At 61.2% G+C, this 26018-nt stretch carries 25 protein-coding genes and 1 other RNA gene; 11 read left to right on the forward strand and 15 right to left on the reverse strand.

Features of this window, described 5'->3' with window-relative positions; all coding sequences use genetic code 11:
* From GRI58_RS13970 to GRI58_RS14005, 8 genes are all read right to left on the reverse strand, one after another.
* Positions 1–1107, reverse strand: coding sequence for a TrbI/VirB10 family protein (locus GRI58_RS13970; RefSeq protein ID WP_160754223.1), 1107 nt, complete (start codon positions 1105–1107; stop codon positions 1–3).
* Positions 1108–1118: 11 nt separating this feature from the next.
* A complete protein-coding gene (locus GRI58_RS13975; protein WP_160754224.1) occupies positions 1119–1919 on the reverse strand; it encodes a TrbG/VirB9 family P-type conjugative transfer protein in 801 nt (266 codons plus the stop codon).
* Positions 1916–3091 carry a TrbL/VirB6 family protein gene (locus GRI58_RS13980; RefSeq protein ID WP_160754225.1) on the reverse strand — a complete coding sequence of 392 codons (1176 nt, stop codon included), beginning with the start codon at positions 3089–3091 and terminating at the stop codon, positions 1916–1918. Before GRI58_RS13980 ends, GRI58_RS13975 begins: the two co-directional genes overlap by 4 nt.
* Positions 3088–5511, reverse strand: coding sequence for a VirB4 family type IV secretion/conjugal transfer ATPase (locus tag GRI58_RS13985; RefSeq protein ID WP_160754226.1), 2424 nt, complete (start codon positions 5509–5511; stop codon positions 3088–3090). Before GRI58_RS13985 ends, GRI58_RS13980 begins: the two co-directional genes overlap by 4 nt.
* A gap of 25 nt (positions 5512–5536) precedes the next feature.
* Positions 5537–5821, reverse strand: a complete 285-nt coding sequence (locus GRI58_RS13990) for a VirB3 family type IV secretion system protein (RefSeq protein ID WP_160754227.1) — start codon at positions 5819–5821, stop codon at positions 5537–5539.
* Between the two features lie 9 nt (positions 5822–5830).
* Positions 5831–6133, reverse strand: coding sequence for a TrbC/VirB2 family protein (locus GRI58_RS13995; RefSeq protein WP_160754228.1), 303 nt, complete (start codon positions 6131–6133; stop codon positions 5831–5833).
* Between the two features lie 7 nt (positions 6134–6140).
* Positions 6141–6758: a lytic transglycosylase domain-containing protein gene (locus GRI58_RS14000; RefSeq protein WP_237452329.1), complete on the reverse strand. Its 618-nt coding sequence runs from the start codon at positions 6756–6758 to the stop codon at positions 6141–6143.
* A 156-nt stretch (positions 6759–6914) separates the two neighbouring features.
* Positions 6915–7256: a hypothetical protein gene (locus GRI58_RS14005; protein WP_160754229.1), complete on the reverse strand. Its 342-nt coding sequence runs from the start codon at positions 7254–7256 to the stop codon at positions 6915–6917.
* Positions 7257–7499: 243 nt separating this feature from the next.
* Between GRI58_RS14005 and GRI58_RS14010 the strand changes: the two genes are divergently transcribed.
* Together GRI58_RS14010 and GRI58_RS14015 are read left to right on the forward strand one after the other, a co-directional pair.
* Positions 7500–9065 carry a hypothetical protein gene (locus GRI58_RS14010; protein ID WP_160754230.1) on the forward strand — a complete coding sequence of 522 codons (1566 nt, stop codon included), beginning with the start codon at positions 7500–7502 and terminating at the stop codon, positions 9063–9065.
* A 115-nt stretch (positions 9066–9180) separates the two neighbouring features.
* The gene (locus GRI58_RS14015) at positions 9181–11892 is read left to right on the forward strand and encodes a TonB-dependent receptor domain-containing protein (protein ID WP_160754231.1); all 2712 of its coding nucleotides are present in this window, start codon (positions 9181–9183) and stop codon (positions 11890–11892) included.
* Between the two features lie 58 nt (positions 11893–11950).
* Here the strand turns inward: GRI58_RS14015 and GRI58_RS14020 are convergent, their stop codons facing one another.
* Both GRI58_RS14020 and GRI58_RS14025 read right to left on the reverse strand, forming a co-directional pair.
* Entirely contained in the window at positions 11951–12622 is a 672-nt protein-coding gene (locus tag GRI58_RS14020; RefSeq protein ID WP_160754232.1) for a response regulator transcription factor, read from the reverse strand.
* A gap of 75 nt (positions 12623–12697) precedes the next feature.
* Complete coding sequence (locus GRI58_RS14025; protein WP_337190992.1) at positions 12698–13726, reverse strand: NAD(P)H-dependent flavin oxidoreductase; 1029 nt, start codon at positions 13724–13726, stop codon at positions 12698–12700.
* 38 nt (positions 13727–13764) lie between these two features.
* Here GRI58_RS14025 and GRI58_RS14030 point away from each other — a divergent pair, with 38 nt between their 5' ends.
* Positions 13765–15285, forward strand: coding sequence for an acetyl-CoA acetyltransferase (locus tag GRI58_RS14030; protein ID WP_160754234.1), 1521 nt, complete (start codon positions 13765–13767; stop codon positions 15283–15285).
* A gap of 57 nt (positions 15286–15342) precedes the next feature.
* Here the strand turns inward: GRI58_RS14030 and rnpB are convergent.
* Positions 15343–15763, reverse strand: an RNA gene (gene rnpB / locus GRI58_RS14035) — RNase P RNA component class A.
* A 305-nt stretch (positions 15764–16068) separates the two neighbouring features.
* On the opposite strand from rnpB, the gene GRI58_RS14040 reads away from it, so the two are divergent.
* Positions 16069–16935, forward strand: coding sequence for a helix-turn-helix transcriptional regulator (locus GRI58_RS14040; protein WP_160754235.1), 867 nt, complete (start codon positions 16069–16071; stop codon positions 16933–16935).
* Positions 16936–16944: 9 nt separating this feature from the next.
* Here GRI58_RS14040 and GRI58_RS14045 read toward each other — a convergent pair whose 3' ends face one another.
* Genes GRI58_RS14045 through GRI58_RS14055 form a run of 3 tightly spaced genes read right to left on the reverse strand, consistent with a single transcriptional unit; the run spans position 16945 to position 18805 of the window.
* Complete coding sequence (locus tag GRI58_RS14045; RefSeq protein ID WP_160754236.1) at positions 16945–17664, reverse strand: N-acetylmuramoyl-L-alanine amidase; 720 nt, start codon at positions 17662–17664, stop codon at positions 16945–16947.
* Positions 17665–17701: 37 nt separating this feature from the next.
* Entirely contained in the window at positions 17702–18358 is a 657-nt protein-coding gene (locus GRI58_RS14050) for a histidine phosphotransferase family protein (protein WP_160754237.1), read from the reverse strand.
* A gap of 51 nt (positions 18359–18409) precedes the next feature.
* Entirely contained in the window at positions 18410–18805 is a 396-nt protein-coding gene (locus GRI58_RS14055) for a M67 family metallopeptidase (protein WP_160754238.1), read from the reverse strand.
* A 16-nt stretch (positions 18806–18821) separates the two neighbouring features.
* Here GRI58_RS14055 and GRI58_RS14060 point away from each other — a divergent pair, with 16 nt between their 5' ends.
* From GRI58_RS14060 to GRI58_RS14090, 7 genes are all read left to right on the forward strand, one after another.
* Positions 18822–19778, forward strand: a complete 957-nt coding sequence (locus GRI58_RS14060) for an RluA family pseudouridine synthase (RefSeq protein ID WP_160754239.1) — start codon at positions 18822–18824, stop codon at positions 19776–19778.
* A 123-nt stretch (positions 19779–19901) separates the two neighbouring features.
* Positions 19902–20807: an RNA polymerase sigma factor RpoH gene (gene rpoH / locus GRI58_RS14065; protein WP_337190991.1), complete on the forward strand. Its 906-nt coding sequence runs from the start codon at positions 19902–19904 to the stop codon at positions 20805–20807.
* A gap of 74 nt (positions 20808–20881) precedes the next feature.
* Positions 20882–21571, forward strand: coding sequence for a monofunctional biosynthetic peptidoglycan transglycosylase (gene mtgA, locus GRI58_RS14070; RefSeq protein ID WP_160754241.1), 690 nt, complete (start codon positions 20882–20884; stop codon positions 21569–21571).
* Complete coding sequence (locus GRI58_RS14075; RefSeq protein ID WP_160754242.1) at positions 21571–22509, forward strand: cation diffusion facilitator family transporter; 939 nt, start codon at positions 21571–21573, stop codon at positions 22507–22509. The genes mtgA and GRI58_RS14075 overlap by 1 nt, the downstream gene beginning before the upstream one ends.
* The gene (locus GRI58_RS14080) at positions 22503–23084 is read left to right on the forward strand and encodes a sigma-70 family RNA polymerase sigma factor (RefSeq protein WP_160754243.1); all 582 of its coding nucleotides are present in this window, start codon (positions 22503–22505) and stop codon (positions 23082–23084) included. The genes GRI58_RS14075 and GRI58_RS14080 overlap by 7 nt, the downstream gene beginning before the upstream one ends.
* Complete coding sequence (locus GRI58_RS14085; RefSeq protein ID WP_160754244.1) at positions 23081–23776, forward strand: anti-sigma factor; 696 nt, start codon at positions 23081–23083, stop codon at positions 23774–23776. Before GRI58_RS14080 ends, GRI58_RS14085 begins: the two co-directional genes overlap by 4 nt.
* Positions 23777–23868: 92 nt before the next feature.
* The gene (locus GRI58_RS14090) at positions 23869–24456 is read left to right on the forward strand and encodes a fasciclin domain-containing protein (protein ID WP_160754245.1); all 588 of its coding nucleotides are present in this window, start codon (positions 23869–23871) and stop codon (positions 24454–24456) included.
* Between the two features lie 166 nt (positions 24457–24622).
* Here the strand turns inward: GRI58_RS14090 and clpX are convergent, their stop codons facing one another.
* Entirely contained in the window at positions 24623–25891 is a 1269-nt protein-coding gene (clpX, locus tag GRI58_RS14095) for an ATP-dependent Clp protease ATP-binding subunit ClpX (RefSeq protein WP_160754246.1), read from the reverse strand.
* Positions 25892–26018: the final 127 nt, after the last annotated feature.

Genomic DNA, 26018 nt, shown 5'->3' on the forward strand with positions numbered 1-26018 from the left:
TTAGCCGACCTGTGAGAAATCGAGGTCGCGGGCGGTGAATATACGGATCGGTTCCCCTTGACGCACACGCACAGTCGGTCCGATCTGCCCATCCTGCTGGAGCGCAGTCGAGGCCGCCGACTGCCCGCCGCCCAGGACAATCGACGATCCTCCGGAGACGAGATTGCCGAGGCCTCCGACGACCGACAGCAACAGCGCGGAACCAAACCGCTTGAAGAAATGCGAATTGACCTTGCCCGTCAGGCCCGTCGTGCCGTCAAAGGCGATCGCTGGCGACGCAAGATTGACCGAAGCGCCATCGGGTCGGATCAGCCGCGTCCAGATGACATAGGCACGCTTCTGGCCGTTTTGGAGGCCCGACTGATATTCACCGATCAACCTGCTCGACCGCGGGATTAACACCTTGCTACCATCGAAGCTGCGCACGTCCTGGCTTACGACGGCACGAACGTATCCAGGCACATTCGTATCAATCGCAGTTTCCAGCACCGCCGGGATCAGCGTACCTTGCGTCACCGTAGTGGTCGGATTGGTCATCGGCTTGGCCACCGCTGGCGCTCCGCCGACACCGCCTACACGGCTTGCAAATGCACTTGCGGACGATACATCGCCACCAGACTTGGTCGCGACCGCTTCGCCCGGCGCCGGTGCAGCAGATACGGTGGACGGAGACACGCCCGCATCGAACACGACTGTCGGGCTGCTGTTGGGATTGGCGCTGACTGCCGAATTCACTGGTGGCTTTGACAGCACGGGAGCGGGTGCTGGCGGAGCGATCGGAGCCGGAGCGGCGGCGGGTTGCACAGGCGGCAGCATCACGGCAGGCGAAGGCGCCGTCGCTGGCGCGGGCTGTTGAACCGCAGGGCTGGCAGTCGGCGCCGGTGGATCGAGCCGCGCGGAATTCATGCTCCACAGCGTCACCAGTCCAAGCCCGGCAACGATCGCAATGCCCGCGACCATGCCCAGCCCGTCCGAGCCGCGCTTGCTCTGCGCAACCATAGGATAGGAATTGCGGCTCGCCAGATCGATGACATCGCCGGGAGCCTCATCACGCGGGTCGACATCATTGGCAACGCCGGTAAAGTCGTCCTTGGGCGGGAGTTTCATTGCCACACGCATTATTTGTCCTCCGCACGCGAGGCCAGCGCGGTCGGCCCGCGTTCCTCTTTTTCAGGCCTCAGCGGCCCCGCTTCGATCAGCACCGCCCGGTCCTTGCCAGACCTCAGAACAATTTGCTTGGGCACGCCATTCACGACGATCGTATTACCCCGCACAGTGTAATTGACAGGACCTTCCATGCCCTTGTCATTGGTGACGAGGATTGCAGGAACCGGCTGGTCAGATGGCCAGGTCAGAAAAGTCGATTCGCCATCATCGAACACATTCTTGGGCAGCAGCGACTTGTCCCCACTTTTGGTCCAGGCGAAGTTGAGCTTGGCCGGGTCCAGTACGGCCAGATCATCCTGTGCGGCGGCCCGCTCGGTCGGCGTCGTCTGGTTTGCCATCTGCGGGTCCCCGTTGGGCCGCTTCGGCAGGTCCGTGTAGGAGAAGCTCATCACATAAACCGGCGTTGCGCGTGGGCTGGCGACCAGATCGAACAGATAGGTCCGCTTGTTGGTGACGACCGTCATATTGGTTGCAGCATGCGCCTGAAGCGGTTTTACGAAGAGCAGGTTGGCACCCTTGTTCGGCGTCACTTGCCAAGCCGAGGAGTCGCCGATCGCGACATTCTCTATCGATTCATCGGGCGCGAAACGGATCGTCGCCTGAACCTTGGTTCGTCCGTCGAGGCGATACACCTGATTGGCATTGTATGGTAGCTTGATGAGCCGCGCATCTGCGGCCCCAGCGGTGCCAGGCAGGACGAGTTGCGCGGTCGCAAAGGCAAGAGCCAGCGCAGTGGCGCCAGAGCGGATCATTTCAATTTCTCCGTGGATCGGGTGGCAACGGGACGAAAGCGGCTGCCGACGCCATTAACGCGCGATGGCGCGGTCATGGCAGGCTCCGCATGGCCCGAGAAGGAAGAGCTGGGCGAAACGGCTGCGCGGCGCCCCGGTGCAGAATTTCCGCCCGACAGATCGTTGGCCGCCATGGCCACCGGCTGGGCGGAAATATCGATGCGCCGCGCCGCGGCCAGGCTTTCGCTGGTCGATTGGGCCTGCGCGATGGGAGCCGGAGGCGGCAAGAGCGCCGCCACAGGAGCCGCTGCACGTCCGCCGGAATCTCGATCGCGCGCATTCCCGGTGAGACCGAACACAGTCCAGCCGCCGACCATTGTTCCGGCAACTTTCATCACCAGCACCATCAGCGCGAGATCGACTGCGCCGATCATGAAAAATCCCATGGCGGCCTGCGGATCGAGATTACCTCCGCCAGCGCCGACCAATGCCGCAAGGATCGGGACGGCCAGCTCGAGCATGACGCTGCCGCCCAGTACGGCGAACAGCGGAGCCAAGGCCAGCATGGTGACGCCCTTGACCCACCCCGCGAACAGCCCGCGCGTGCTCGAGAACAGCGCCAGCACCACGAAGACCGGCCCCAGCGCGATCAGCACGGCCATGGCGATGCGCGTCGTTACCAGAATGCCGACAGTCCCGAGCAGGAAGAGCATCGCCCCAAGCCACATCATCCCTTCAGGCGAAAATGCGGTAACGTTCTTAGTGTTCTTGGTCGCTTCCTGGATGGCTTGAAAAACGATATCGATCTTCTGCGCGAAAGTGATCGTGGCCGATCCCTTGTCCCCGGTCAGCACGCTGGCCAGCCAATCCGGTGCACCGATCGCAAGGTTCCAGACGACACTCTGATACGCGACCCAGCTTGTGGCAAAGGTCAGCACCAGCCCCACGGTTATCATCCGCGGGGTGAGCGAGCGCACGCCCAGCGAAGAACGCCCGGTCAGCAACTGGATCGCAAAAAACGCTACATACAGCGTCAGCAGGATCGTAAGGACCGTCGCCATCGATCCGCCCGGCGCGAACAAGCGGCCGAAAGCCTCGCCGGTCACATTGCCCGCAACGCAGTCGACCGCCTGCAGGGCAGAAGCGATCCCCATCCCTGCACCATCAGTCATCTGTTGGCAGGTCGCGCTCATTCGGCCGCCAGCCTTTCGTTGTAATCCATCAGGATTTCGTTTGAGCCACCCGGCCAAGGGCACCCGGTGAGTGAGGGATACCAGTCGGCCGGATCTTCACCAACCGCCTCGCGCAGAAGATCCAGCCGCCTCACCGCACTTTCGCGACCCGAGAGGATCGTCAGAACTTCGGGCGCACCCGACAGATCGAGCCGTACCACCACGCTCGCATCGTGCTGGCGCACAAGGAAGCAACGACTGTGTGCAGGCAGGGTACGGATCAGCGCCAGTTCGTGACTGGTGAGGCCAAATCCATCGCAATAATCCTCTGCCCGGGCACGGCTGTTGGGCATGAAGATCATCGTTGCGGTCTGTTCGACCAGCGCAGTCGAAATGCGGCTTTCGAGCGCATCGCGCGCCGATTGCGTGGCAAAACCGACCAGCGCGTTGCGCTTTCTCAGCGTCTTGAGCCAGTCGCGAATACGCGCGGCGAATACTTCGTCGTCGAGCGCTTTCCAGCCCTCGTCGATCAGGATCATCGCGGGCTTGCCATCGAGCCGTTCGTCGACACGATGGAACAGATACATCATCACCGGCGTGCGCAGGCGCGGGTTCTCGAGCAGCGCGGTCATGTCGAAACCCAGGACGCGGGTGCTCATATCGAGCCGGTCGGCCTCGTTGTCGAACAGCCAGGCGTGCTCACCAATCCCGATCCATGCCGACAGACGATCGGCAAGGTCACCCGGTTGCGGCCGGCGGCTGCCGGAAAGCAACTCGCGGAAATTGCCCAACCGCCTCAGCGTCGGATCGTTGCCGTAAGCTGCATCGACCGCATGGGCGATGGTCGCCAGTTCTTCCGGCCCTTCGGCCTTGAGCAAGACACCGAGCCAGTCGCGCAGAAACGCTCGATTTATGGGGGTGTCGGGCAAGGCCAGCGGGTTGAAACCAGTCGGCTCGCCCGCGGAGATGCGGTCATACCGGCCACCGATCCCGCGAATGAACAGTTCGGCCCCGCGATCCTTGTCAAACAGCACCGTGCGCGGGGCGAATTTCTGGGCCTGCGCGGCAAGAAAGTTCATCACCACGGTCTTGCCCGAGCCCGATGGGCCGATGACCGAGAAATTGCCAAGGTCGCCATTGTGGAAGTTGAAGAAGAACGGGGTCGCGCTGGTGGTTTCCAGCAGTGTCACCGCATCGCCCCAATGGTTGTTCTCCGCCGTTCCCAGCGCAAAACCATGCAGACTCCCGAAACTCGCCATATTGGCGCTGGAGATCAGGGCGCGACGAACGATATAGTTCTCGTTGCCGGGGAATTGGCCCCAGAAGGCGGGTTCGAGATTGATATCCTCGCGCACCGCGATCGCGCCCGTATCCGCAAGCGCCGCAGCACAAGCGGCGGTCGCGTCGTCGAGCCGCCCGAGATCGCGCGCGCGAACGGTAACGGTCAGATGGTGATCGCCGAATCCGACCGCGCCATTGCCCAGCGCATCGCGCGCCGACAGCATATCCGCACGCTCGGCAGCGGCTTCCTCATCAGCCGATTTCAGGCGTCGCAACGCCAGATCCATTCGCTCGCGCGCGGTCTGGCGCTCGGTCGGTGCATAGCTTTCGCTCACCACCATCTCGCACGGCAGGCGCAGCAGCGGATCGAGCAGGCCGGGGCTGGTCGCCTCGGGATAATCCTTGAGGCCAAGGATCGAACAGAAATCGGGCGCGCCTGAGCCCCGCTGCTCGATCGCATCGAGACCGAAGGAAACCCGGCGATAGGGCAGCATCATGCCGATATCGACATCGCTGGTCGGCTTGCGCACCGGGCGCATCTCGCCATTGTAGAGTGCGCTCAGAAGTTCGAGCATCTCGTTGTTGGTGTGCCCTTGCGGGCTGACATAGTCGCCCAGCATCTGCGCGCCATAGGCCGACAGCGAGGCCAAAAGGCCCGTTGCCGCAGCCTTCAATGAGCGCAAGTCCTTGGGATCGGCGACCATTGTGCTCTCGCGACGACCGCGCGCTTTCTTCTGGAAACGCTCGACCAATCCCGCCTTGCCGCGGGCGGGACGGCGGATGAGGGTGATGAACTGGTCGTTGATGAACAGCGCACCCGAACCCAGTCGCTCGCGCCAGCGCGCATCGATGTGGCGGCTCAGGGGATCGGGGAACTGTGCATCCAGATCGACCTCGACCCGGCGACGAATGACGTGATGATAGAGCACGAAGCGCGCATCCAACGTCGAGCGCAGCATGATCTCGCGCGTAGCCGCATGAGAGTTCAGCGCTTCGCTGTCCTCAGTTTCGAACAGCAGGCCGGGCACCTGCAAGGCCGTCATCACGCTGCCATCGCGCAGCATGACTGTGCTCTCATCGATCAATCGGGCGTAGGGCAGCCGGTCACCGGCGCGCGATTCCTTCGCGCCCCAGGCCGCTGCTCCGATCCACTTGCCCATAGCTAATCCGTCCTTTGCCTGACCGTCAGGCCGTGTAACTGTTGCAGCCCCAGCGCTTGTAATTCTTCACGCGCGGGCATTTGGAGACCTTGGTAATCCACAGGTCGAAAATACGCGGCTCCCGCAGGCAGGCGAAATAGCCGATGCCATGGATCACGAGCGCCGTCGGCAGAGCCCAGAAACTTCCCGTAATCAGAAACAGCTCGGTCGTGACCATGCCGTTGATGATGAAGAAATTGTACGTGACCCCGGCGAACATCTGCGGCCGGGTGAGAGCGCGGTGGACACGGTGACGGGCGAGCGGCGTCATCGTCAGCCCTCAGACTCCGCCTGCGGCCTGCTGGATACCAGCAACGATCGAGGCGGCACCGAACAGGATGAAAACGCCGATGATGACGGTCGCGCCGAAACGCCAGTTGAGCCGCCCGGTCAACATCATGAAGCCCACCGCAGCCACCGCCATCACCGCGACAGCCGTCGCCACATTGCCGAGCAATGTGCCCTGCAGCCAGCCCAGAGCCGCCACGATAGGGCCCGAACCAGCTGGATCGGCACCTTGCGCATAGGCAGCGGAAGAGAGGCTGAGCGCGATCGTGGCAATCGCTGGGCGGATAAAACGCATGTGTATTCTACTCCCGGGAATGATCGGCAAGACGACCCATGATGGCCGCCACGTAAATCTGTGTTTCTCTTATCGCGGGAACACCTCCCGCGCGCTCGACCCGGCCCGGCCCGGCGTTATAGGCCGCCAGCGCCTTTTCCAGGTCGCCGCCGAAACGATCGAGCTGCATCCTCAGATAGCGCGCCCCGCCCTCGAGGTTAGCATCGGGATCGTCCGGATTGACTCCCATCTGCTGCGCCGTACCCGGCATGAGTTGCGCAAGGCCACGCGCCCCGGCAGATGAAACCGCAGTCGGTCGCCAGCGGCTTTCCTGCCAGACCAGCGCCTCGATCAACGACGGGCTGAGGTCATAGCGTGCCGCCAGCTGCGCAACCCTCGCGCGATATGCCTCGGGCACTTGCGCGGCATTGTCGGCGGGTGCGACGGCGGCGTCCGGCGTTTCGATATCGCCGGGAACCGAATGCGCATCGCTGCCGTTACCCAATGCAGCCACCGAAGATGGAGCGGCAGGCGTTACCCAATGAGCGCCCTGCCCGTCGATCTGCAGCACGTCCGCATGCGCAGGCATCGCGAGAAGCGCCAGTCCCGCAGCGGCAATAGCCCGCATACCATACGTCAGAATCATTCATGCCCTCCAGCCGCGGCAATGACCCTTATAAATGACAGAGGGGTGACAATATGGTTAACATTGCCCTGCTATTTATCACAAGCGCCAAACGGCCCGTCGCTTGTTTTAAAGCGACGGGCCGTTGAAATTGCCACATGGCTGGCGCCGGAGTGGTCAGCGCAAGGCTATTTGTCCGCGTGGACCGAAATCACCGTGCTTGAGCATGACCAAGGCGCGTCGGGCCAGGCTGCGGGAATCGACCCAGTGGCCGGACGGGATCTGCAAATCGATCCATTCCCGATTGTCGCGCGCTGCGATGAACAGCTCGCGTGCGGCATTCATATCGCCGAGCCGCGCAAGAGCAATTCCCCGATTGATCTGCTGAGCAGGGTCCCCCGCACGGACAACCAGCTCCTCCGAAAGCTGAGCTGTCGAAGCAGCATTATTATTAGCGGCCTGCACTTCGTCAGTCGGCGAACTCGCGATCAGCGCGGCGGATACAAGAATTGCAAACATGGTTCGATCCTCCCCGATCAAATTCTGCCTCAAATTCTATACCTGTTCGCCTCAACTGCAACAAAAGTGCAACATTGTCATAAAAGTGTAATTTCACTTGGGCGGCGAGCCTTTCTGACCGCGTTGTCAAAGAACGGTAACACTCCGACAAAAACTGTAACGCAGCACTCGTAGCGAGCGATTCGCAGTGGCGCTGGCGGCGTCTCTGCCATCTTTCATCGGTTTATGAGGGGACCGTCGCTCGTGAAACATATCTACCGCTCGCTCGTCATTGGCTCCAGCGCACTAGTTCTCGCCAGCTGTGGAGGCGACCAGATCGTCTCGCCCGGCACCACCGGGGACATCATCATCAACAATCCTGCGCCTACGCCCACCCCCACCCCGACATCCAGTGGCGGAACGGGTGTCACGCCTGCTTCGGAGTGCCCGAATATCGCAGCGACATCGCAGCTTTCCAACCTGGGGACGATCACCGGCCCGACCGGCACCTATCTCATCTGCAATTTGCCCGACGTGATCGATGCCAGCACCACACTGCCCTATATCAAGGGCGTGCTTTATTCGATGACGGGCCGTGTCGATGTCGGCACTGACCAGGGGCCGACCAGCACCGGCTACAACGTCGTGTTGACGATCAGCCCGGGTGCGATCCTGTATGGTGCCACCGGTCGCTCGTTCCTGGTGATCAATCGTGGCAACCAGATCATGGCCAATGGCACAGCTGATCGCCCGATCATCTTCACCAGCCTGCAGAACATCCAAGGCACGGCGACGGACGCAGATATCGGGCAGTGGGGCGGCGTTGTGCTGCTCGGCCGGGCACCGGTCGCAGACTGTTCTTCGGGCAACTACAATGTCGGCGGCAACGTCGACCAGAACGGCAACCCGTTCAATCAAGCGGACTGCCAGAAGAACCTCGAAGGAACGAACGTAGCGACTCCTTTCGGTGGCACCGACTATGACGATGACTCGGGCGAGATGAGCTACTTCCAGATCCGTTATTCCGGTTTCAGCCTCGCTCCGGGCAATGAACTTCAATCGCTTTCGGGCGGCGGCATCGGTCGCAACACCAAGATCAACCACTGGCAGAGCTTCAACAGTTCGGACGACGGCATGGAGTTCTGGGGCGGCGAAGTTCACATGGATCACGTTGCAGTGGTCGGCGCGGACGATGACAGCTTCGATTTCGACAGCGGTGTGCAAGCCTATATCCAGTATGCGCTCGGCGTGCAGCGGACCGCTGGCGGCGACAATATGATCGAGCTCGACTCGCCATCGTCCGAATATGCGGTGGAAGCACTGCCGCGCAGCAACTTCTACATGACCAATTTCACCTTCATCAACCAGAGCACCGCCAGCGGCCAAGCCGTCCGCGCACGCGGCAACGCCAAGCTCTCACTCTCCAACGGGGAGATCGTCAGTGCCAATCCCTGCATCCGCATCGATGGCGCGGGTACCCTGGCCGCCGATCCCGAGTTCAACTCGGTCGTCGGAAGTTGCAACGCGACCACGCCTTTCTCGGGCAGCGACGGCGTAACCGCCGCAGACGTGCAGAACGCGTGGAATGCCGGTAGCAATAACCAGACCGGCTTCACTTTCACCCTGACGATGACCTATGTGAATGGCAGCAACGAAGACGGCGTGCCGGTCTATGATCCGACCGCGATTTCGAGCTTCTTCGAGCTTCCGGCTCACATTGGTTCGGCTTGGACGGGCAACACCAGCTGGACCGATGGATGGACTTGCTCGTCGAGCACGCTCACTTTCGCCAACGCCAATTCGGCGTGTTCGACCCTGCCGGTATACTAATCGGCTGACCCGGCCGGAACGTCGCGTCCCAATGGATGCGCACGCTCCGGCCGGTCGTTCATCGGGGCGCGTAGCCCCAGCACTTCATGGGACTTATTTGAGGGGGTCTCGAACAATGTCGACCGGCTCGCGGCTCGCGGCAATATTGCTGATTTCGACCGCGCTCACCTTTCCAGGTTTGGCGCAAGCGCAAGATACATCGACCGGTTCCACCGTCGCGGAACCCGGCACAGCGCCAGATGCTGCCACGCAGCAAACCGACCCCAACCAAGCCAATGGCACCTCTACCGACAATCAACCTGAAATTTCCGTTCCAGGTGGCGAGATCGTTGTGGTCGGACGTCGCAATCGCGATGTGACCCGATCTTCAACCCAAGTGGTTTCCGTGCTTGATTCCGAAGCCATCGCACGTACTGGCGAAGGCGACATTGCAGGCGCGCTCAGCCGCGTCACCGGTCTGTCGGTCGTCGGCAATGGCCGCGTCTATGTACGCGGCCTTGGCGATCGTTATTCGCTCGCACTGCTCAACGGCTTGCCGCTTCCGAGCCCCGAGCCGCTCAGCCGCGTGGTCCCGCTGGACATCTTCCCAACCGACGTGATCGCATCCTCACTGGTCCAGAAAAGCTACTCGGCCAATTTCCCCGGCGAATTCGGCGGCGGCGTTATCAACCTCACAACCGTATCCGTACCAACCGAAACCTTCCTCAAGATCAGTGGCGGAATCAGCGGCGACACCATCACCTCGCTCGGCAAGGGGCTGACATATTTCGGCTCCAAGCTCGACTGGCTGGGTTATGACAACGGCAACCGGGACATCCCTTCGAATATCGTCGCCTATATGGCCAGTGGCGAGCGCATTCAGGACACGTCGAACGAAATACAGGAAGGCATCGCCGCACAGCTGATGCCGACCAATCTCGTGACCTTGCAGAAGGACAACGAGATCCCGGTCAATTTCTCAGCCGATATTACCGGCGGCACCGCGATCGATCTGGGTGCCGACACCACGCTGGGCATTATCGCCACGGCGGGCATCAAGAACAACTGGCGCAATCGCTACGTTCATTCACAGACCGGCAACACCGATCTCACCGGCATCAATTCCGACTTCAACACCTTCATCACCGATAACACCGTACTGGTGAACGGACTGGTCGGCGTGGCGCTCGATTTCGGGCGGAACAAGATTCGCTGGACCAATCTTTACATCCACGACACGCTCAAGACAGCGCGGCTTGGTATCGGAACCGACTTCACGCTCGGCACGCAAGGCTTCGACTTCGCCAACCAGAATACCGCTTTCTATGAAAGGCAGCTGATCGACAGCCAGCTGGTGGGCGAATTCCACTTCGGCGACCTCGGCCTCGATCTGCGAGGCGGTTACGCCCAGACTGATCGCAAGGCACCGTACAACGCCAATATCTCCTACACCAAGACCCACATTGGCCCGTATGGCGAGCAGTATGTCGCCTATCTCAACCAGGCATCCGATGTCGGCCAGTCGGATGTCGCTTTCGACGACCTGACCGAAAAACAGTGGTATGGCGGCGCCGACCTTTCGTACAACATCCTCAGCAATATGCGCGCGACGGTCGGCTACGCCTATACCGACACCAGCCGCTATTCGATGCGGCGCGACTTCTTCGTGATCGCTTCGGGCGATGTGCTGGACGGCACACTGGTCCCAGCGATCGGCCTGCGTCCACCGGGCGATATCATCAACGGCGCTTCGCTTGCCGGTTTCCAGTTCAATGTCTTCGAAGCATCGGACTTCCCCGCCTTTGCCGCCTCGCTGCGGATCCACGCCGGTTACGGCATGATCCGTTACAATCCCGTCGATCCGGTAACGATCGATCTGGGTTTACGTTACGAACACTCCAAACAGCGAGTCGACCTCGATCAGTCGATCTTCAACAATCCGGTATCGGGTGCGATTCCCACGCGCATCAACAGCGATTACTGGCTGCCCAGTGCGACCGTGACCTGGGAAGTGACGGACAAGCTACAATTGCGCGCATCGGGTTCAAAGACGCTCGCCCGTCCGCAATTCCGTGAGCTGGTCGAGCAGATCTACTTCGACCCAGAATCCAACCGCCCCTATCGCGGTAATCCGCTGCTACTCAACAGCCAGCTCTATAATGCAGAGCTGAGAGCGGAGTACTACTTCACCAATCGCAACCGGGTGAGCCTGGCGGGCTTCTTGAAGAAGATCGACAATCCGATCGAATCCTTCATTACCAATGAATCGCGGACCTTGGTGACCAGCTACGCCAATGCTCCTGAAGCAATCCTTTATGGAAGCGAGTTCGAACTCCAGCACACTTTCGACCTGAGCTCATGGGGAGGCTTCTTCGGGACCAAGGAACTGCTGGCCATCGCGAATTACACATACTCGCACTCAAGCCTGAAGGTGAACAGCACCGACACCACATTAATCCCGCGGATCGGCGAAACTCCGGCGAACCTCTATTTCAAGGACGGCGATCCGCTCACCGGTCAATCCGATCACGTCGGTAATTTTCAGCTCAGCTTGCAGGACGTGGACAAGCTACAGCAGTTCACGATCCTCGTGAAATACGCCAGCGAGCGGTCGGTCAGCCGCGGTTTCCAGCGGCCCGATATCATCGAGAACCCGGGTATTACGATCGATCTGGTCGCGCGACAGGGCTTTACAGTTGCGGGCAAGGAGTTCGAGATCAAGGGCGAGGTCCGCAATCTCCTCGGGCGCGGTCATCAGGAATATCAGGAACTCAACGGCAACCGGATCGACTTCAATGCCTATGCCAAAGGCACGATCATCGCCGGTACGCTGTCGGTTAAACTCTGATGAACGGGAGGCGGCTCAACACGGGCCGCCTCCGGCTAATCCCAAGCAGCTTAGCGCATCACCCGTCGTAGACGTAACCTTTTGACCGGACCGTCCGCAGCGGATTGCCAGCTCCTGCATTTCTCAGTGCCCTGCGCAAGCGCCCGATCCACACATCGACGGTGCGTTCATCGATCGGCGGTTCTACCTTGCCTAGTCCGGCGATCAGCTCGCGGCGCGACAGCACGCGGTGGGGATTCTCCGCAAAGAAACGCAGCAGGCGAAATTCGTTCGGTCCGACGACCAGCGGGACCTTCACCCAACTGGCCTGCAGCGCGACCAAATTGATCGTCAGCTTGCCTAGCACAATGATCTGGCTCGGAGACTTGGCCTCCTGCGGAGAGCGCAACGCCAGGATCCGGTCGAGCACACCATTGCGGTCGACAGGTCCCACCAAGTAATCGTCGGCGCCTGCCTTCAGAGCGCGCCGCCGGTCATCATCGTCATCCTGTTCGAGAACCATCGTGATATGGGCGTGTTCGATCCGCGGATCGGCGCGCAAGCGACGGCAAAGCGAAAGTCCCGCACACTCGTCCAGCACCCAGTCGATGAACACCCACACCTGCCCCTCGGCCAGCCGAGCGGGCCCATTGCAGCCGATCCGCTCGAAGACATATCTGGTACCGTCATGGATGAATTCCTCGGCAGTTGCGCCAAGCGTATTCGTCATGAAGATCGTCGCAAGATTCATGCAATCGCCCCTCCGCGCGATTCGTTTGGAATGGCGCAATTGCGTGACTGCATGGTGACGATCGTGACGGCATTGTTACATAGAAATCTTTCCCGCACTAAATCGCGCAAGCCGTTGGTTTATAATCGTATCGGCTTCGTTCATAATCCGGTCGATCAGTTCCTTGCAGGTAGGGATGTCATGAATCAGCCCGGCGACCATCCCGCATGACCAGGCGCCTGCGTCCATATCGCCTTCGCTCATAATCCGCGGATAGACGCCCGCGACCTCGCCGATGATGTCGTCGAACGTCAGCTTGTCGCCCAGCTCGCGTTCTTTCACGAGCAGGCGCTCGACCGCATCGTTGGTCATCACCCGCTCGGTATTGCGCAAGGGGCGCATCACCAGCCGCGTGTCGAGTTCGCTCGCCGCGACGATCGCCTGCTTCACATTTTCATGCACCGGCGCTTCCTTGGTCGCGATGAAGCGCGTGCCCATGTTGATCCCGTCGGCGCCCATCGCGAGACTGGCGACAAGGCTGCGGCCATCGACCTGCCCGCCGCTGGCAACGAAGGGTATATCGAGCTCGTCCGCCGCGCGTGGCAGCAGGATCATGTTCGGCACATCGTCCTCGCCCGGATGGCCGCCGCACTCGAACCCATCGACGCTGACCGCATCGCAGCCGATCGATTGCGCCTTCAGGCTGTGGCGGACGCTGGTGCATTTGTGGATCACCTTGACCCCGGCGTCCTTGAAGAAGGGGAGGACTTGCGCGGGATTGTTGCCCGCCGTTTCCACCACCTTCACCCCGCCCTCAATGATGGCGCGCACCAGACCCGGATAGTCGGGCGCATTTAGGCTGGGCAGGAAGGTCAGGTTCACACCGAAAGGCTTGTCGGTCATGTCCTTGCAGCGGGCGATTTCGTTGGCGAGCTTTTCCGGCGTGCCCTGGGTCAGCCCGGTGATGATCCCCAGCCCCCCGGCGTTGGAGACTGCCGCCGCCATCTCGGCAAAGCCGACATAGTGCATACCGCCCTGAATGATCGGATGTTCGATCCCGAACATTTCGGTGATGCGGGTTTTCATTGTGGCCTCTCCCTTTGCGTTGCTTTGAGCAACGGGTATCGCCGTGCAGGAATACAGGCAAGGGAGAGTGTCGCGCGATGGCTGGCGAGGAGGAACGGATACCAGTGATCGTAGGCGTGGGACAGATCAACGATCGCCCCGCAACGCCGCAGGACGGGCTCGACCCGGTCGGGCTGATGGCGCAAGCATTGCGCCGCGCGGACAGTGATGCCGGTGGTGGATGGCTCAACCGCTGCGACAGCCTCGCCGTCGTCAGCCAGCTCGCCTGGCCGCAGCTCAATCCGCTCGACGGCACGCTGGCACAGGTGCTCGGGATGTCCCCTGCCCACCGCGAGCAGACCGACAAGCCAAATGGAGACAGCCCCATCCGCCTGCTTCACGAAGCCGCCAACCGCATCGGCGCGGGCGAGGCGAGCGTGTGCGTGGTGGTCGGGGGCGAGGCGCTGCGCACCGCAGGCCAGTTCGCCGCGCTCCAGCCGCGCGAGGACGGCGCCAAGCCCAACGCGCTGCGCGATGCCACGCACAGGGTGCGCAGGGGCTATGCCCAGAGCCACGGGCTGGTAGTCCCGGTCGATGTCTATCCGCTCTACGAGAATGCCGGACGTGCGGCCCGCGGCGAGACTCTGGCCGAAGGACAGGCGGAGAGCGGAAAAATGTGGACTGGCATGTCGCGCATTGCAGAGCGGTGCGAAAAAGCCTGGCTACGCAAAGCGGCGACGCCGGAAGAGATCGTGACACCGACGAAGAGCAACCGCCCGATTGCCTTTCCCTACACCAAGCTTCAGGTCGCCAATGCGAGCGTTAATCAAGGTGCCGGTTTCCTTGTTACCAGCCTTGCAGAGGCAAGACGGCGCGGGGTGGCTGAGGAGCAGCTGGTTTTCATCGGTCACGGCGCGGCGGCGCATGAGAGCGAGAATTTCCTCGAACGCGACGGCTTTACCGGCTCGCCCAGCCTCGCGGTGTCGATCGAACGGACGCTGGCGCTCAATGGCGTGGGCGCGGGCGACCTCGATCTGGTCGAACTCTACAGCTGCTTTCCCTGCGTTCCGAAAATGGCGCGCCGCGTTCTGGGCTGGCCGCTGGACAAACCCATCACCGTGTTCGGCGGCCTCACCTTCGGCGGCGGGCCGATCGGCAATTACATGAGCCATGCGGTGTGTTGCATGGTCGAACGGCTGCGCGAGAAGCGAGGCCCGAAACAAGCGATGCGCGGCCTGCTGTTCGCCAACGGCGGCTATGCCACGCACAACCACACGATCCTGCTGTCGAACCAGCCGACCGGCGCGTCCTTTCCCCAGGATTTCGACCATCAGGCCGAGGCGGATGCGCAGCGCGGCCCGATCCCCGAACTCGACCGCGTCTATGCCGGTCCGGCTACAATCGAGACCTACACAGTCCACTACGCCCGCGACGGTTCACCCAAGCTCGGAACGATTGTCGCGCGCACACCGCAGGGTGGCCGCACGCTCGCGGTCGTTGCGGGCGACGATGCGCCGCTGATCGAATGGCTTACATCGGGCGAGTATGAACCGGTTGGAAGCGCTGGCCGCATAGCCCGCCACGATCCCGACGCTCCGGGGATCTGGTCGCTGGAGTAGGCCTTTCTGGTATTCAGACCACCGGCGCACGGGTTCATACGCGAACCCGAAAGGCCTAATGTCAGGGGGCCTGTAAGCCGGGTTCTGTTCCGCACGCGGTATCCCGTTGCCGGGACCGGCCGCGCGGTGGCAGCCATTCATCTGGGCGATCCGTTGCCGGATGCGCTCTTGCAGCCAACCCGGATCCTCTGGGGCGAAGCGCCCTGCCCCCTTGCGGGAGCGCGGGATCCCTATTCGGCCTTGCTCCGGGTGGGGTTTGCCATGCGGGCCGCGTTGCCGAAGCCCCGGTGCGCTCTTGCCGCACCCTTTCACCCTTGCCTGTGCCCGTGTCCGGGCCATCGGCGGTTTGCTCTCTGTGGCACTTTCCCTTGGCCTTGGCCCGAAGGCCGCCGCCCGGCGGGCGTTACCCGCCACCCTTGCTTCGTGGAGCCCGGACTTTCCTCGCGCCGTAAAGACACGCGGCTGCCCGGCCCCCTGACGGCAGGCGAGATAGGCGCATCGCACCATTTCGCCAAGCAAAAGCGCTGTTGGACGAAAGTTGGAAACGCCAGGCAATACTCCGACGATATGGAACACATGGAACACGGTCCTGAAGAGAAAAACTCGCGTCGCCGTTTGGAGGCAGCCAAAGACTGTATTTGCAGCATGTGAGGGCACCCGGGGCATTGCGGGCGTATCGCAGGACGAAGACGAGTAGGAAATCAAACGAAGCGGCTCACCAGTCGCATTGCGCACATTACTTTCCATTTCGCGTGTCCCAAAATTTTTGGGACGGACAGGGACTTGCCCGAACGCGACAAGCCCGCAAAAGTCACCACGGTGAAGATCGTGCCTTCAGGTCAGCCATCGCAAACCGACCGGTTCGCCGAACTGAGCGAGCCGGAGCGGGTACCACTACGCCTCCTCGCCGAAGGGCATACGGTGAAGAGTGCGGCCACCTTGCTCGACACCACCCCGTCGGCGATCAACGAGCGATTGCGCGAAGCCCGGAAGAAAACCGGTATCGGCAGCAGCCGAGAGATCGCGCGCCAGCTTAAAGCACAAGAAAATCGTGACACGAAAATTGGGATTGAGCCCAATGGAAACCGTCCTGCATCTCGTTCGCAGATGAACACACATCCATGGCGTTCACGAATAGGGATTTTTATCATGCTGATCTTTGCCGCGAGCCTTGCACTGGGTGCGTATGCCCTGCTTTCACAGCAGGCAGCCGACCGGATTTCCGCGCCATCATCGCAAACGAGCTTTACCGACCCACTCGTGGGAGACATCGCTCAATTCGATATGGCAGCGGCTCATGCAAAGCTGCGATCTGAACCAGAAGATGCGCAATGGGGACCAAAAACCGAAAACCTTCTTCGGTCACAGTTCGAAAAAATTCCTCATGTCGGAGGCCGCGATAGCCCACTCCACATCAAATGTGCGTCCACTCTGTGTGAGGTAGCAGGCGTCATCGATGCTCCGCTCCCTGACAAAAATGATCGGCACCCAGAAGATGGACCGGTGAACCAATCCATGCAGCAAATTCAGAGCAAGCTACTGGTGGATTACTTTAAAGCACATGGCTTGAATACGCTTGGCGGCACCTTCGGCATCACGAAGGACAAGCGAGAGTTTTTCTTTTTCTACTATGAGCGCATCAGAGGCTGACTCTATACTCTACCGCGTCGTGCCCCGGTCACGGTCGAGTAGCAGCTGGAACAGGATCGCGCGGATTTCTCCGTCGATCTCACCATCGATCTTGCGCGGGCGCCAGCGGCGCTGGAAGGCCTCGACAACCTTGTGCCCGTCCGTGATGTCGTAACCGTAACGTTCCAGCGCGAGATAAAACGCCGGATCGTTGTCGAACGGATCGCCCAGCTCGATTCCGGGCGTCGGCAGGCACAGATTGTATTCCGCCAGCCGCTCCCACGGGAACAGCTCACCCGGATCGATCTTGCGCTGCGGCGCGACGTCCGAATGGCCGACCACATTGGCGCGCGGGATATCGTATTCCTTCACGATCCGCGCGAGCAGCGGCACCAGCGCCTCGAACTGCACATCGGGGAACGGACCGTATCCGTATTTGTGGCCCGGATGGTCCAGTTCGATCCCAACACTGGCCGAATTCACGTCCCGAATGCCGCGCCAGTAGGAAACGCCCGCATGCCAGGCGCGCTTGCCCTCCGGCACCAGCCGGGTCACCACGCCATCGCGCGAAATCAGGTAATGGGCGGACACCTTGGCTTCCGGATCGCACAACCGCTCGATCGCGGCATCCGCGGTTTCCATTTCGGTGTAATGGATCACCGCCATCGAGATCGGCAAGGCGCGCTCGTCGAAATTGGGCGAGAGCTGCTCGCGATGAACGAGCTCGTCCTTGCCTCCCGAAGTCGTCATCCATTCCTCCCCCGGCGATCCGTCTCGCCCGCCAACCTCAACCGATCAGACCTTCCGGCTCCGGCAGAACCGCGCCCAAGACCAGCGCATCGTCGTGCAGCGCATATTGCAAACCGCCGCCGGCATCTTCTGCCAGTAGATTGATCATATAGGCGGCGGCGGTCCGGCTGGACAATTCGCCTTCGTGCAGCGACCCCTCGATCGCGCGACCGATAGTTTCGTCGAAAGCGATCTTCGGCCCCGTCGCCCGGATGACGATTTCGCTCGCCCCGTCGCGCAGCTCCGCCCCGACATCCAGCGTCCCACCACGCACCAGCGAATCCACCGCAATCTGCGCGAAATTGAGTAAAACCTTGACCGTCGGCTTGGACAGATTGGCCGTGGCCAGCGCCCAGCGAATCTCGATCCGCCCCTTGTCGCGTACCAGCGATTCGATCAGTGCCTTGGGCTCTTCCACCGGCACACGATCTCCGAAACCACCTGCAGCTCCGAACGCCAGACGAAAGAACTTGAGCTTGTTGGTGGAGATCGTCGCGCTCTGTTCGAGCAGTTCGATGCAGTTCTGGCGCATGTCGGGATCGGTCTCGGTCGCCAGCAGCTCCAGCCCGTTGGAAAAGGCACCTACCGGGGAAAGCAGATCATGGCACAGGCGAGAACACAAAAGGGCGGCAAGATCGGTCGAAGCGTCAGTCATGGAAGTCCGGTTGGTCTTTCGAGTGTGGCGTGAAACGGCGCAGAGCAAGTCCTACGCGCCGATGGGCCGATAGGGAAGCGCCGTCATGCCGTCATCCCCCGAGCGCCAGAAGGTTATCCGCGCGCGCCCGATGATCGCCCAGACCATACCGTCGGCAGCGGCCAGCGCGATATCTGTTGCAGAAGGCGCAGGATCTCCAGTCGGGTGAGAGTGGTAATAGCCCACCAGTCGCGGCCCGCCTTCCCGCATGGCGCGATGCGCGTCGATCAGCGCCTGCGGATCGATCTCGAAATTGGTTTCAGGCGTCGGATGGACATTGGCGGTGGCTTGCAATGCCCCGATCTCTGCCTCTGTCCCGAACAGCAATCCGCAAGCCTCGCGTGGATGCGCAGCGCGCGCTTCTATCAGCATCGCTTCCAGTACCGCGCTTGTCACCTCGATCGTCATCGCGCATGGCACTAGCATGGCTGACGGCGAAATCATCACCGGCAAAACCGACGGCGTCGGTCGCCTCGACAAGGCTTTGGCCGAAGCCACCGGGCTGTCGCGCGAGCGGGTGAAGGCTTTGCTCGCCCAAGGCCGAGTCAAGGTCGCGGGCGAGGATGCAAGTAGCGCCTCGGCCAAACTCGCGCATGACACCGAATTCACAATCGACCTGCCGCCGCCGGTCCCGCTCGATGTCGAACCGCAGGATATTCCGCTCGTTATCGCCTATGAGGACGAGCATCTCGTGGTCGTCGACAAGCCCGCGGGCATGGTGGTCCATCCGGCTGCCGGAAATCGTGACGGGACACTGGTCAACGCGCTGTTGTTTCATTGCCGGAAGGACGAAGTTCCGCGCCTTTCGGGGATCAATGGGGTCGAGCGCCCAGGCATCGTCCATCGCATCGACAAGGACACTAGCGGCTTGCTGGTCGTCGCGAAGACCGATGCCGCGCATGAAGGGCTCGCAAAGCAATTCGCCGATCACACCATCGAGCGGCGCTATCTGGCGATCTGCGCGGGCCGCCCTGCTCCGCGCGAGGGGACGATCGAGGGCCACATCGGACGGTCCAGTCATGACCGCAAGAAAATGGCGGTGCTGGGAAAGGATTCCTCGCGTGGAAAGCACGCCGTAACGCATTACAGAACGATAAGGACACTCGACTCGGCGGCGCTGATAGAATGCCGCTTAGAAACCGGCCGAACACATCAGGTGCGCGTTCACTGTGCATCAATCGGCCATCCGCTATTAGGAGATCCAGTCTATGGACGCGATCCCAAATCATTGCGCAGACTTATCGGGGAGCTCGGCTTCCGCCGTCAGGCACTTCATGCCGCCGAATTGGGGTTTATCCATCCGGTCACGGGCGAAAAGCTCCATTTTCGGGCTGAATTGCCCCATGACATGCGGGAACTCATCGACGAAACCGCTCGTTGAAATCGATGAAAGTCACTTAGAAAACGGCTTCCCATCGCCTATATATGGATCGGCGGCCCAAACGCTTGGATGCCCATTAGGGGTCCGGGCAACAGAGGTCGGCTGAAGAAAGGTCAGGGTATTGTGAGCAAATCAAAGGCATTGAGCGTTCCGGCGCTCGGCGGTGAGCAGAGCCTCAACCGCTATCTCTCCGAAATCAAGAAATTCCCGGTACTGACCGCTGAGCAGGAATACATGCTCGCCAAGCGCTATCAGGAACATGAGGATGGCGAAGCTGCAGCCCAGCTCGTCACCTCGCACCTGCGTCTCGTCGCCAAGATCGCGATGGGATACCGCGGCTATGGCCTGCCGGTGTCCGATCTGATCTCCGAAGGCAATGTCGGTCTGATGCAGGGCGTCAAGAAGTTCGAGCCCGATCGCGGCTTCCGCCTCGCCACCTATGCGATGTGGTGGATCAAGGCGTCGATCCAGGAATTCATCCTGCGCAGCTGGAGCCTCGTCAAGATGGGGACCACCGCGGCGCAGAAGAAGCTGTTCTTCAACCTTCGCCGGATGAAGAAACAGCTCGACGCCTATGACGATACCGACCTGCATCCGGACGATGTGACCAAGATCGCCACCGATCTCGGCGTGCCGGAGCAGGAAGTAATCAACATGAACCGGCGGATGCTGATGGGCGGCGACGGCTCGCTCAATTCGCCGATGCGTGGCGGCGAGGAAGGCGCCGGCGAATGGCAGGACTGGCTGACCGACGATGGTCCATTGCAGGACGAGATGGTCGCCGATGCGCAGGAATCGACCATGCGCCACGATATGCTGGTTGAAGCGATGGACAGCCTCAACGATCGCGAGAAGCATATTCTCACCGAACGGCGGCTGACCGACAATCCGCAGACGCTGGAGGAACTCTCCCAGGTCTACGACGTCAGCCGTGAACGCATCCGCCAGATCGAGGTGCGCGCCTTTGAAAAGCTGCAGAAGGCGATGCAGCGTATCGCAGCCGAGAAACTGCTGCCGTCGGCTGCTTGAGCACTTCGTTTCGACGAACAAAAAAGGGCGTGAGGGGAAGACCTTCGCGCCCTTTTTCCGTAAAGGGCGGTGCGATGCGCTTCGTTACCCACCTCATCGTCAAGATCATCCTCGCTTTCGTGGGGATCAGCGTCGCATTGGTGGTGCTTTTCAAATTCGTACCGGTCCCGTTCACCGCAACGATGCTGATGGACCCGCATGGTTTTACCAAGACCTGGGAGCCGCTTTCGAACATCGATCGCAATCTGGTGCGTGCGGCGATCGCGGGCGAAGACAGCCAGTTTTGCGAACATAGCGGCTTTGACAAGGCCGCGATCGAGAAGGCCATCAAGCACAATGCGGCGGTGCGGGAGAGCGACCGTGGCCATATCCGTGGCGGCTCCACCATCAGCCAGCAGACCGCCAAGAACGTCTTCCTATGGCAGAACGGCGGCTATGTGCGCAAAGGGCTCGAAGCCTGGTTCACCTTCCTGATAGAGCATATCTGGGGCAAGCGGCGCATCATGGAGGTTTACCTCAACGTCGCGGAAACGGGGATTGGAACCTATGGCGCCGAAGCCGGTGCCGAGCGCTACTTCAATCATTCGGCGGCGCATCTGACACCAATCGAGGCCGCCCGCATGGCGGCCGCCCTGCCCTTGCCCAAGGAACGCCGGGTAGTGTCGCCAACCGGTTGGCTGCTCCGGCACGGAAACACTATTTCCGCACGGATCGGCGTGGTCAGGCGTGACGCACTCGATCATTGCGTCTATCCTGGCAATTGATGCACGGCGGTCATATCCACGAACCCTCCGGTAACGGACATGGCCACGACCATTCGCATGGCCATGGGCACAGCCATGCCCCTGCAAATTTCGGGTCGGCGTTTCTGATCGGCGTGGTGCTCAACACCGCGTTTGTGGTGGTGGAAGCGGCGTATGGGGTGCTGTCGGGATCGATGGCGCTGATCGCCGACGCCGGACACAATCTGTCCGATGTGCTCGCCCTGCTGCTCGCATGGGGGGCCAGCGTAGCTGCGCGGCGCCCCCCTTCGGGACGTTTTACATACGGCTACAAGAGTTCGACCATCCTCGCAGCCCTCGCCAACGCGATGCTGCTGCTGGTGGCGATCGGCGGGATAGGGTTCGAGACCATCCATCGGCTCGCCAACCCCAGCCCGATACAGGGCGGCACGATGGCAGTGGTCGCGGGGGTCGGGATTGCGGTCAATGCGGGCACCGCGATGCTGTTTGTGCGCGGGCGGCACGACGACATCAATATTCGCGGCGCATTCCTGCACATGGCCGCCGATGCGCTGGTCAGCCTCGGCGTGGTTGTGGCGGGACTGGCGATCCTGGCGACCGGCGCTTTGTGGATCGATCCGCTCACCAGCCTCGCGATTATCGTGGTGATCGCATGGGGCACCTGGGGACTGCTCAAGGACAGCGTGAAGATGGGGCTGCAGGCGGTCCCTCCGGGTATTTCGGAAGACAAGGTTCGGGGCTATCTCTCAAGCCTCACCGGCGTTGTTACCGTGCACGACCTTCATATATGGCCGATGTCGACCACCGAGACCGCATTGACCGCGCATCTCGTTATGCCGGGTGGACATCCGGGTGACGATTTTCTGCGCGAGGTCGCGCAGGAATTGAGCCATCATTACAGCATCGGGCATGCCACCCTCCAGATCGAACGCGATTCCGACTGCGTCGCCGGATGCTGAATCGTCCGCCGGCCACTGATAGCGGAAGCGAGCCACAAAGTGCGCTCGATGCGGCGATGGCGCGGCTTGCGCAGGGCGACCGGACGGCGCTGCGCACAGTCTATGACGCCAGCGCGGCGAAGCTTTTTGCGATTTGCTTGCGTATCCTGAGAGACAGGTCTGAAGCAGAGGACGCATTGCAGGACGTTTATGTCAATTTATGGCGCAGGGCCGACCGCTTCGACGCGAGCCGGGCAAGCGCAATTGCGTGGCTGAGCAGCTTCGCCCGTAACCGCGCGATCGACCGCCTGCGTTCGGGGCGCGTATTGCGGCAATCTGGATCGATCGACGAAGCCGCCAGCGTTGCCGACCTCCAGCCTCTGCCCGACCGGCAAGCGGAGGATGCACAGGAAAGCGCACGCATCCACCACTGCCTTGACGAGCTCGAAGACCAGCAGCGCGAACCGATCCGCCGCGCGTTCTTCGAAGGGCTGACCTATGCCGAACTGGCCACCAAGAGCGGCACCCCTCTCGGAACGATGAAAAGCCGTATCCGCCGTGGTCTCACCCGACTGAAAGCGTGTCTCGAATCATGAGCCCACGCGAAACCATGGCCGCCGAATATGCGCTGGGCCTGCTCGAAGGGGTCGAATTGCTCGAGGCGCGTGGGCTGATGGCGAATGATTCCGACTTCTCGCAGCAGGTCGGATGGTGGGAAGACCGCTTTGCCCCGCTGTTCGTCGAGCTCGGCGAAGATGTGCCGCCTGCCGATCTGTGGAAGCGTATCCAGGCGGCGATCGACGCCCCCGCACCGCCTTCCGAGGCGATAATACTGCGCCAGCGGCTGAGGATCTGGCAGGGCGCAGCGACGCTCGCCGCGCTTGCCGCCGTGGTGCTGGCGTTCTTCACCTTCATCACCCCCCACAGTGAAGTTGGTCCCATATCGCAAACTGCACCGCTGGTGGCCTCGCTTGACATGGGCAAGAACAAGCCGCGCATTGGCGTGACGGTGATGCCAGATGCCAAGGAAATGCTGGTCTCCACCGCTGGCATCGTTTCGGACGGGAAGCACCAGCACCAGCTGTGGCTGGTCCCGGCCACCGGAGATCCGCGCTCGCTGGGCGTGCTGACCGCAGATCGCGAGAACCGCATGGCAATCCCGCCAATGCTGTCCTCAAGGCTGGATCAGGGAGCGACGCTGGCGGTTTCGGTCGAACCGATGGGCGGGTCTCCCACCGGCCTTCCCACAGGTCCCGTAGTGGCAACGGCCAAGCTCGAAAAAATCTGAAAAATTTCAGCGTCGGGTGCATCCTTATTACAGGTGCCTCCGTAACTCCTCAGGCAAGCATGGACGGGGCTTGCTGCACAGAGGAGAATTTCATGTCTATCAAAGCCAAGCATTTCACCCTGACTCTCGCTTCCGCTGCGGGCCTCGCTCTCGCTTCACTAGGCGGTGTCGGCCTCAGCGGCGCGGCAATTGCCGGTGCCAACGTGCCGATGGTCGGCGGCGCGCCGATGTATCCCAGCAAAAACATTGTCCAGAACGCCGTCAATTCAAAGGAACACACCACGCTGGTCGCGGCGGTCAAGGCAGCTGGGCTCGTACAGACGCTCGAAAGCCCCGGCCCTTTCACCGTGTTCGCACCGACCAATGCCGCCTTTGACAAGCTTCCTGCCGGCACGGTCCAGGCCCTGCTCAAGCCTGAAAACAAGGCCAAGCTGGTCAAGATCCTGACCTACCATGTGGTGCCGGGCCGCCTGACGGCTGCCGATATCATGGCCAAGATCAAGGCCGGTCACGGCAAGGCGATGCTCAAAACCGTAGAAGGTGAAGACCTCACCGCCGAGATGAAGGGCGGCAAGCTCGTGCTCATCGACGCCAAGGGCGGGATGGCAACTGTCACCCAGGCCAATGTGATGCAGTCGAACGGCGTGATTCACGTGACCAACGCAGTCTCACTCCCCTGATAATCACATAGTTTCCTCAGGGCCTGTTATTCGAAGCTAGCAGGTTCTGGGGGGAGCCGCCCGGCACTCCATTGCGCCGGGCGGCTTCTTCTTTGTCCATATAAAACGGGCGCGATCCGAACCTCCGGATCGCGCCCGTTTGGCGTTAGGGAAAAAGTGAAGCGCCCTAAGCGGCAGCTTCCTTCTTGCCTTTCTTTCCGTCCATCACCTGTACGGGATCCTTGCGGCCATCGACCACGTCCTTGTCGACCACGATTTCGGTGACGCCGTCCATGTCGGGCAGTTCGAACATCGTGTCGAGCAGGATGCCCTCGACAATCGAACGCAGGCCACGCGCGCCGGTCTTACGGGCGAGCGCCTTCTCAGCGACGGTTTGCAGGGCTTCGGGCGTGAAGGTCAACGCCACATCCTCCAGCTCGAACAGCTTCTGATACTGCTTGATCAGCGCGTTCCTGGGCTGGGTGAGGATCGTCACCAGCGCCTCGACATCGAGATCGCGCAGCGTCGCGATGACCGGAAGACGGCCGACGAATTCCGGGATCAGCCCGAACTTGAGCAGATCTTCTGGCTCGCTCTTTTCAAGCAATTCACCCACGCGGCGCTTGTCCGGATCGGCGACATGCGCGCCGAAGCCGATCGAACGCTTCTGCAAACGGTCCGCGATGATCTTTTCCAGACCCGCGAAAGCACCGCCGCAAATGAACAGGATGTTCGTGGTATCGACCTGCAGGAATTCCTGCTGCGGATGCTTGCGACCGCCCTGCGGCGGCACGGAGGCGGTGGTGCCTTCCATCAGCTTCAAGAGCGCCTGCTGCACGCCCTCGCCCGACACGTCGCGCGTGATCGAGGGATTTTCGGCCTTGCGGGTGATCTTGTCGATCTCGTCAATATAGACGATCCCGTGCTGCGCCTTGTCGACATTGTAGTCGGACGCCTGCAGCAGCTTGAGGATGATGTTTTCCACGTCCTCACCCACGTAACCCGCTTCGGTCAGCGTGGTTGCATCCGCCATGGTGAAAGGCACGTCGAAGGTGCGCGCCAGCGTCTGCGCGAGCAGGGTCTTGCCCGAACCGGTCGGGCCGACCAGCAGGATATTAGACTTCGCCAGCTCGACATCGCCCGCCTTGCCGGCGTGCTTCAAGCGCTTGTAGTGGTTGTGCACCGCGACCGAGAGCACGCGCTTGGCGCGGTCCTGTCCGATCACGTAATCGTTCAAGGTGGCGAAGATTTCCGAAGGCGTGGGGACATCCCCGTCCTTCTTGCCGGCGATCCCGGCCTTGGTTTCTTCGCGAATGATGTCGTTGCACAGTTCCACGCATTCATCGCAGATGAACACCGTCGGACCGGCAATGAGCTTGCGCACCTCATGCTGCGACTTGCCGCAAAAGCTGCAATAGAGTGTCGACTTGCTGTCAGTTCCGCTCAATTTGGTCATTTCCTACTGCTACCCTACCTGCTCGATCAGGGTGACTCGCCTATATAGACTATGCCTTGACGACAGGTTTCCTTCAATTTGCACCATAGCGCAACCGTCTTGCCGCAAGCTGAAGCGTCAAGGTTGC

Source organism: Qipengyuania algicida, assembly GCF_009828025.1.
GTDB classification, from domain to species: Bacteria; Pseudomonadota; Alphaproteobacteria; order Sphingomonadales; family Sphingomonadaceae; genus Qipengyuania; species Qipengyuania algicida.

Bases quoted from the DNA above. Each gene is read 5' to 3' on its own strand.
- GRI58_RS14000 (WP_237452329.1), bottom strand. From the start codon at position 6,758: ATGATTCTGACGTATGGTATGCGGGCTATTGCCGCTGCGGGACTGGCG.
- GRI58_RS14085 (WP_160754244.1), top strand. From the start codon at position 23,081: ATGAGCCCACGCGAAACCATGGCCGCCGAATATGCGCTGGGCCTGCTC.
- GRI58_RS13990 (WP_160754227.1), bottom strand. From the start codon at position 5,821: ATGACGCCGCTCGCCCGTCACCGTGTCCACCGCGCTCTCACCCGGCCG.
- GRI58_RS14080 (WP_160754243.1), top strand. From the start codon at position 22,503: ATGCTGAATCGTCCGCCGGCCACTGATAGCGGAAGCGAGCCACAAAGT.
- GRI58_RS14060 (WP_160754239.1), top strand. From the start codon at position 18,822: ATGGCTGACGGCGAAATCATCACCGGCAAAACCGACGGCGTCGGTCGC.
- GRI58_RS14020 (WP_160754232.1), bottom strand. From the start codon at position 12,622: ATGAATCTTGCGACGATCTTCATGACGAATACGCTTGGCGCAACTGCC.
- GRI58_RS13970 (WP_160754223.1), bottom strand. From the start codon at position 1,107: ATGAAACTCCCGCCCAAGGACGACTTTACCGGCGTTGCCAATGATGTC.
- GRI58_RS14075 (WP_160754242.1), top strand. From the start codon at position 21,571: ATGCACGGCGGTCATATCCACGAACCCTCCGGTAACGGACATGGCCAC.
- GRI58_RS14030 (WP_160754234.1), top strand. From the start codon at position 13,765: ATGGCTGGCGAGGAGGAACGGATACCAGTGATCGTAGGCGTGGGACAG.
- GRI58_RS14045 (WP_160754236.1), bottom strand. From the start codon at position 17,664: ATGACGACTTCGGGAGGCAAGGACGAGCTCGTTCATCGCGAGCAGCTC.
- mtgA (WP_160754241.1), top strand. From the start codon at position 20,882: ATGCGCTTCGTTACCCACCTCATCGTCAAGATCATCCTCGCTTTCGTG.
- clpX (WP_160754246.1), bottom strand. From the start codon at position 25,891: ATGACCAAATTGAGCGGAACTGACAGCAAGTCGACACTCTATTGCAGC.
- GRI58_RS14055 (WP_160754238.1), bottom strand. From the start codon at position 18,805: ATGACGATCGAGGTGACAAGCGCGGTACTGGAAGCGATGCTGATAGAA.
- GRI58_RS13985 (WP_160754226.1), bottom strand. From the start codon at position 5,511: ATGGGCAAGTGGATCGGAGCAGCGGCCTGGGGCGCGAAGGAATCGCGC.
- GRI58_RS13975 (WP_160754224.1), bottom strand. From the start codon at position 1,919: ATGATCCGCTCTGGCGCCACTGCGCTGGCTCTTGCCTTTGCGACCGCG.
- GRI58_RS14050 (WP_160754237.1), bottom strand. From the start codon at position 18,358: ATGACTGACGCTTCGACCGATCTTGCCGCCCTTTTGTGTTCTCGCCTG.
- GRI58_RS14090 (WP_160754245.1), top strand. From the start codon at position 23,869: ATGTCTATCAAAGCCAAGCATTTCACCCTGACTCTCGCTTCCGCTGCG.
- GRI58_RS13995 (WP_160754228.1), bottom strand. From the start codon at position 6,133: ATGCGTTTTATCCGCCCAGCGATTGCCACGATCGCGCTCAGCCTCTCT.
- GRI58_RS13980 (WP_160754225.1), bottom strand. From the start codon at position 3,091: ATGAGCGCGACCTGCCAACAGATGACTGATGGTGCAGGGATGGGGATC.
- GRI58_RS14015 (WP_160754231.1), top strand. From the start codon at position 9,181: ATGTCGACCGGCTCGCGGCTCGCGGCAATATTGCTGATTTCGACCGCG.
- GRI58_RS14005 (WP_160754229.1), bottom strand. From the start codon at position 7,256: ATGTTTGCAATTCTTGTATCCGCCGCGCTGATCGCGAGTTCGCCGACT.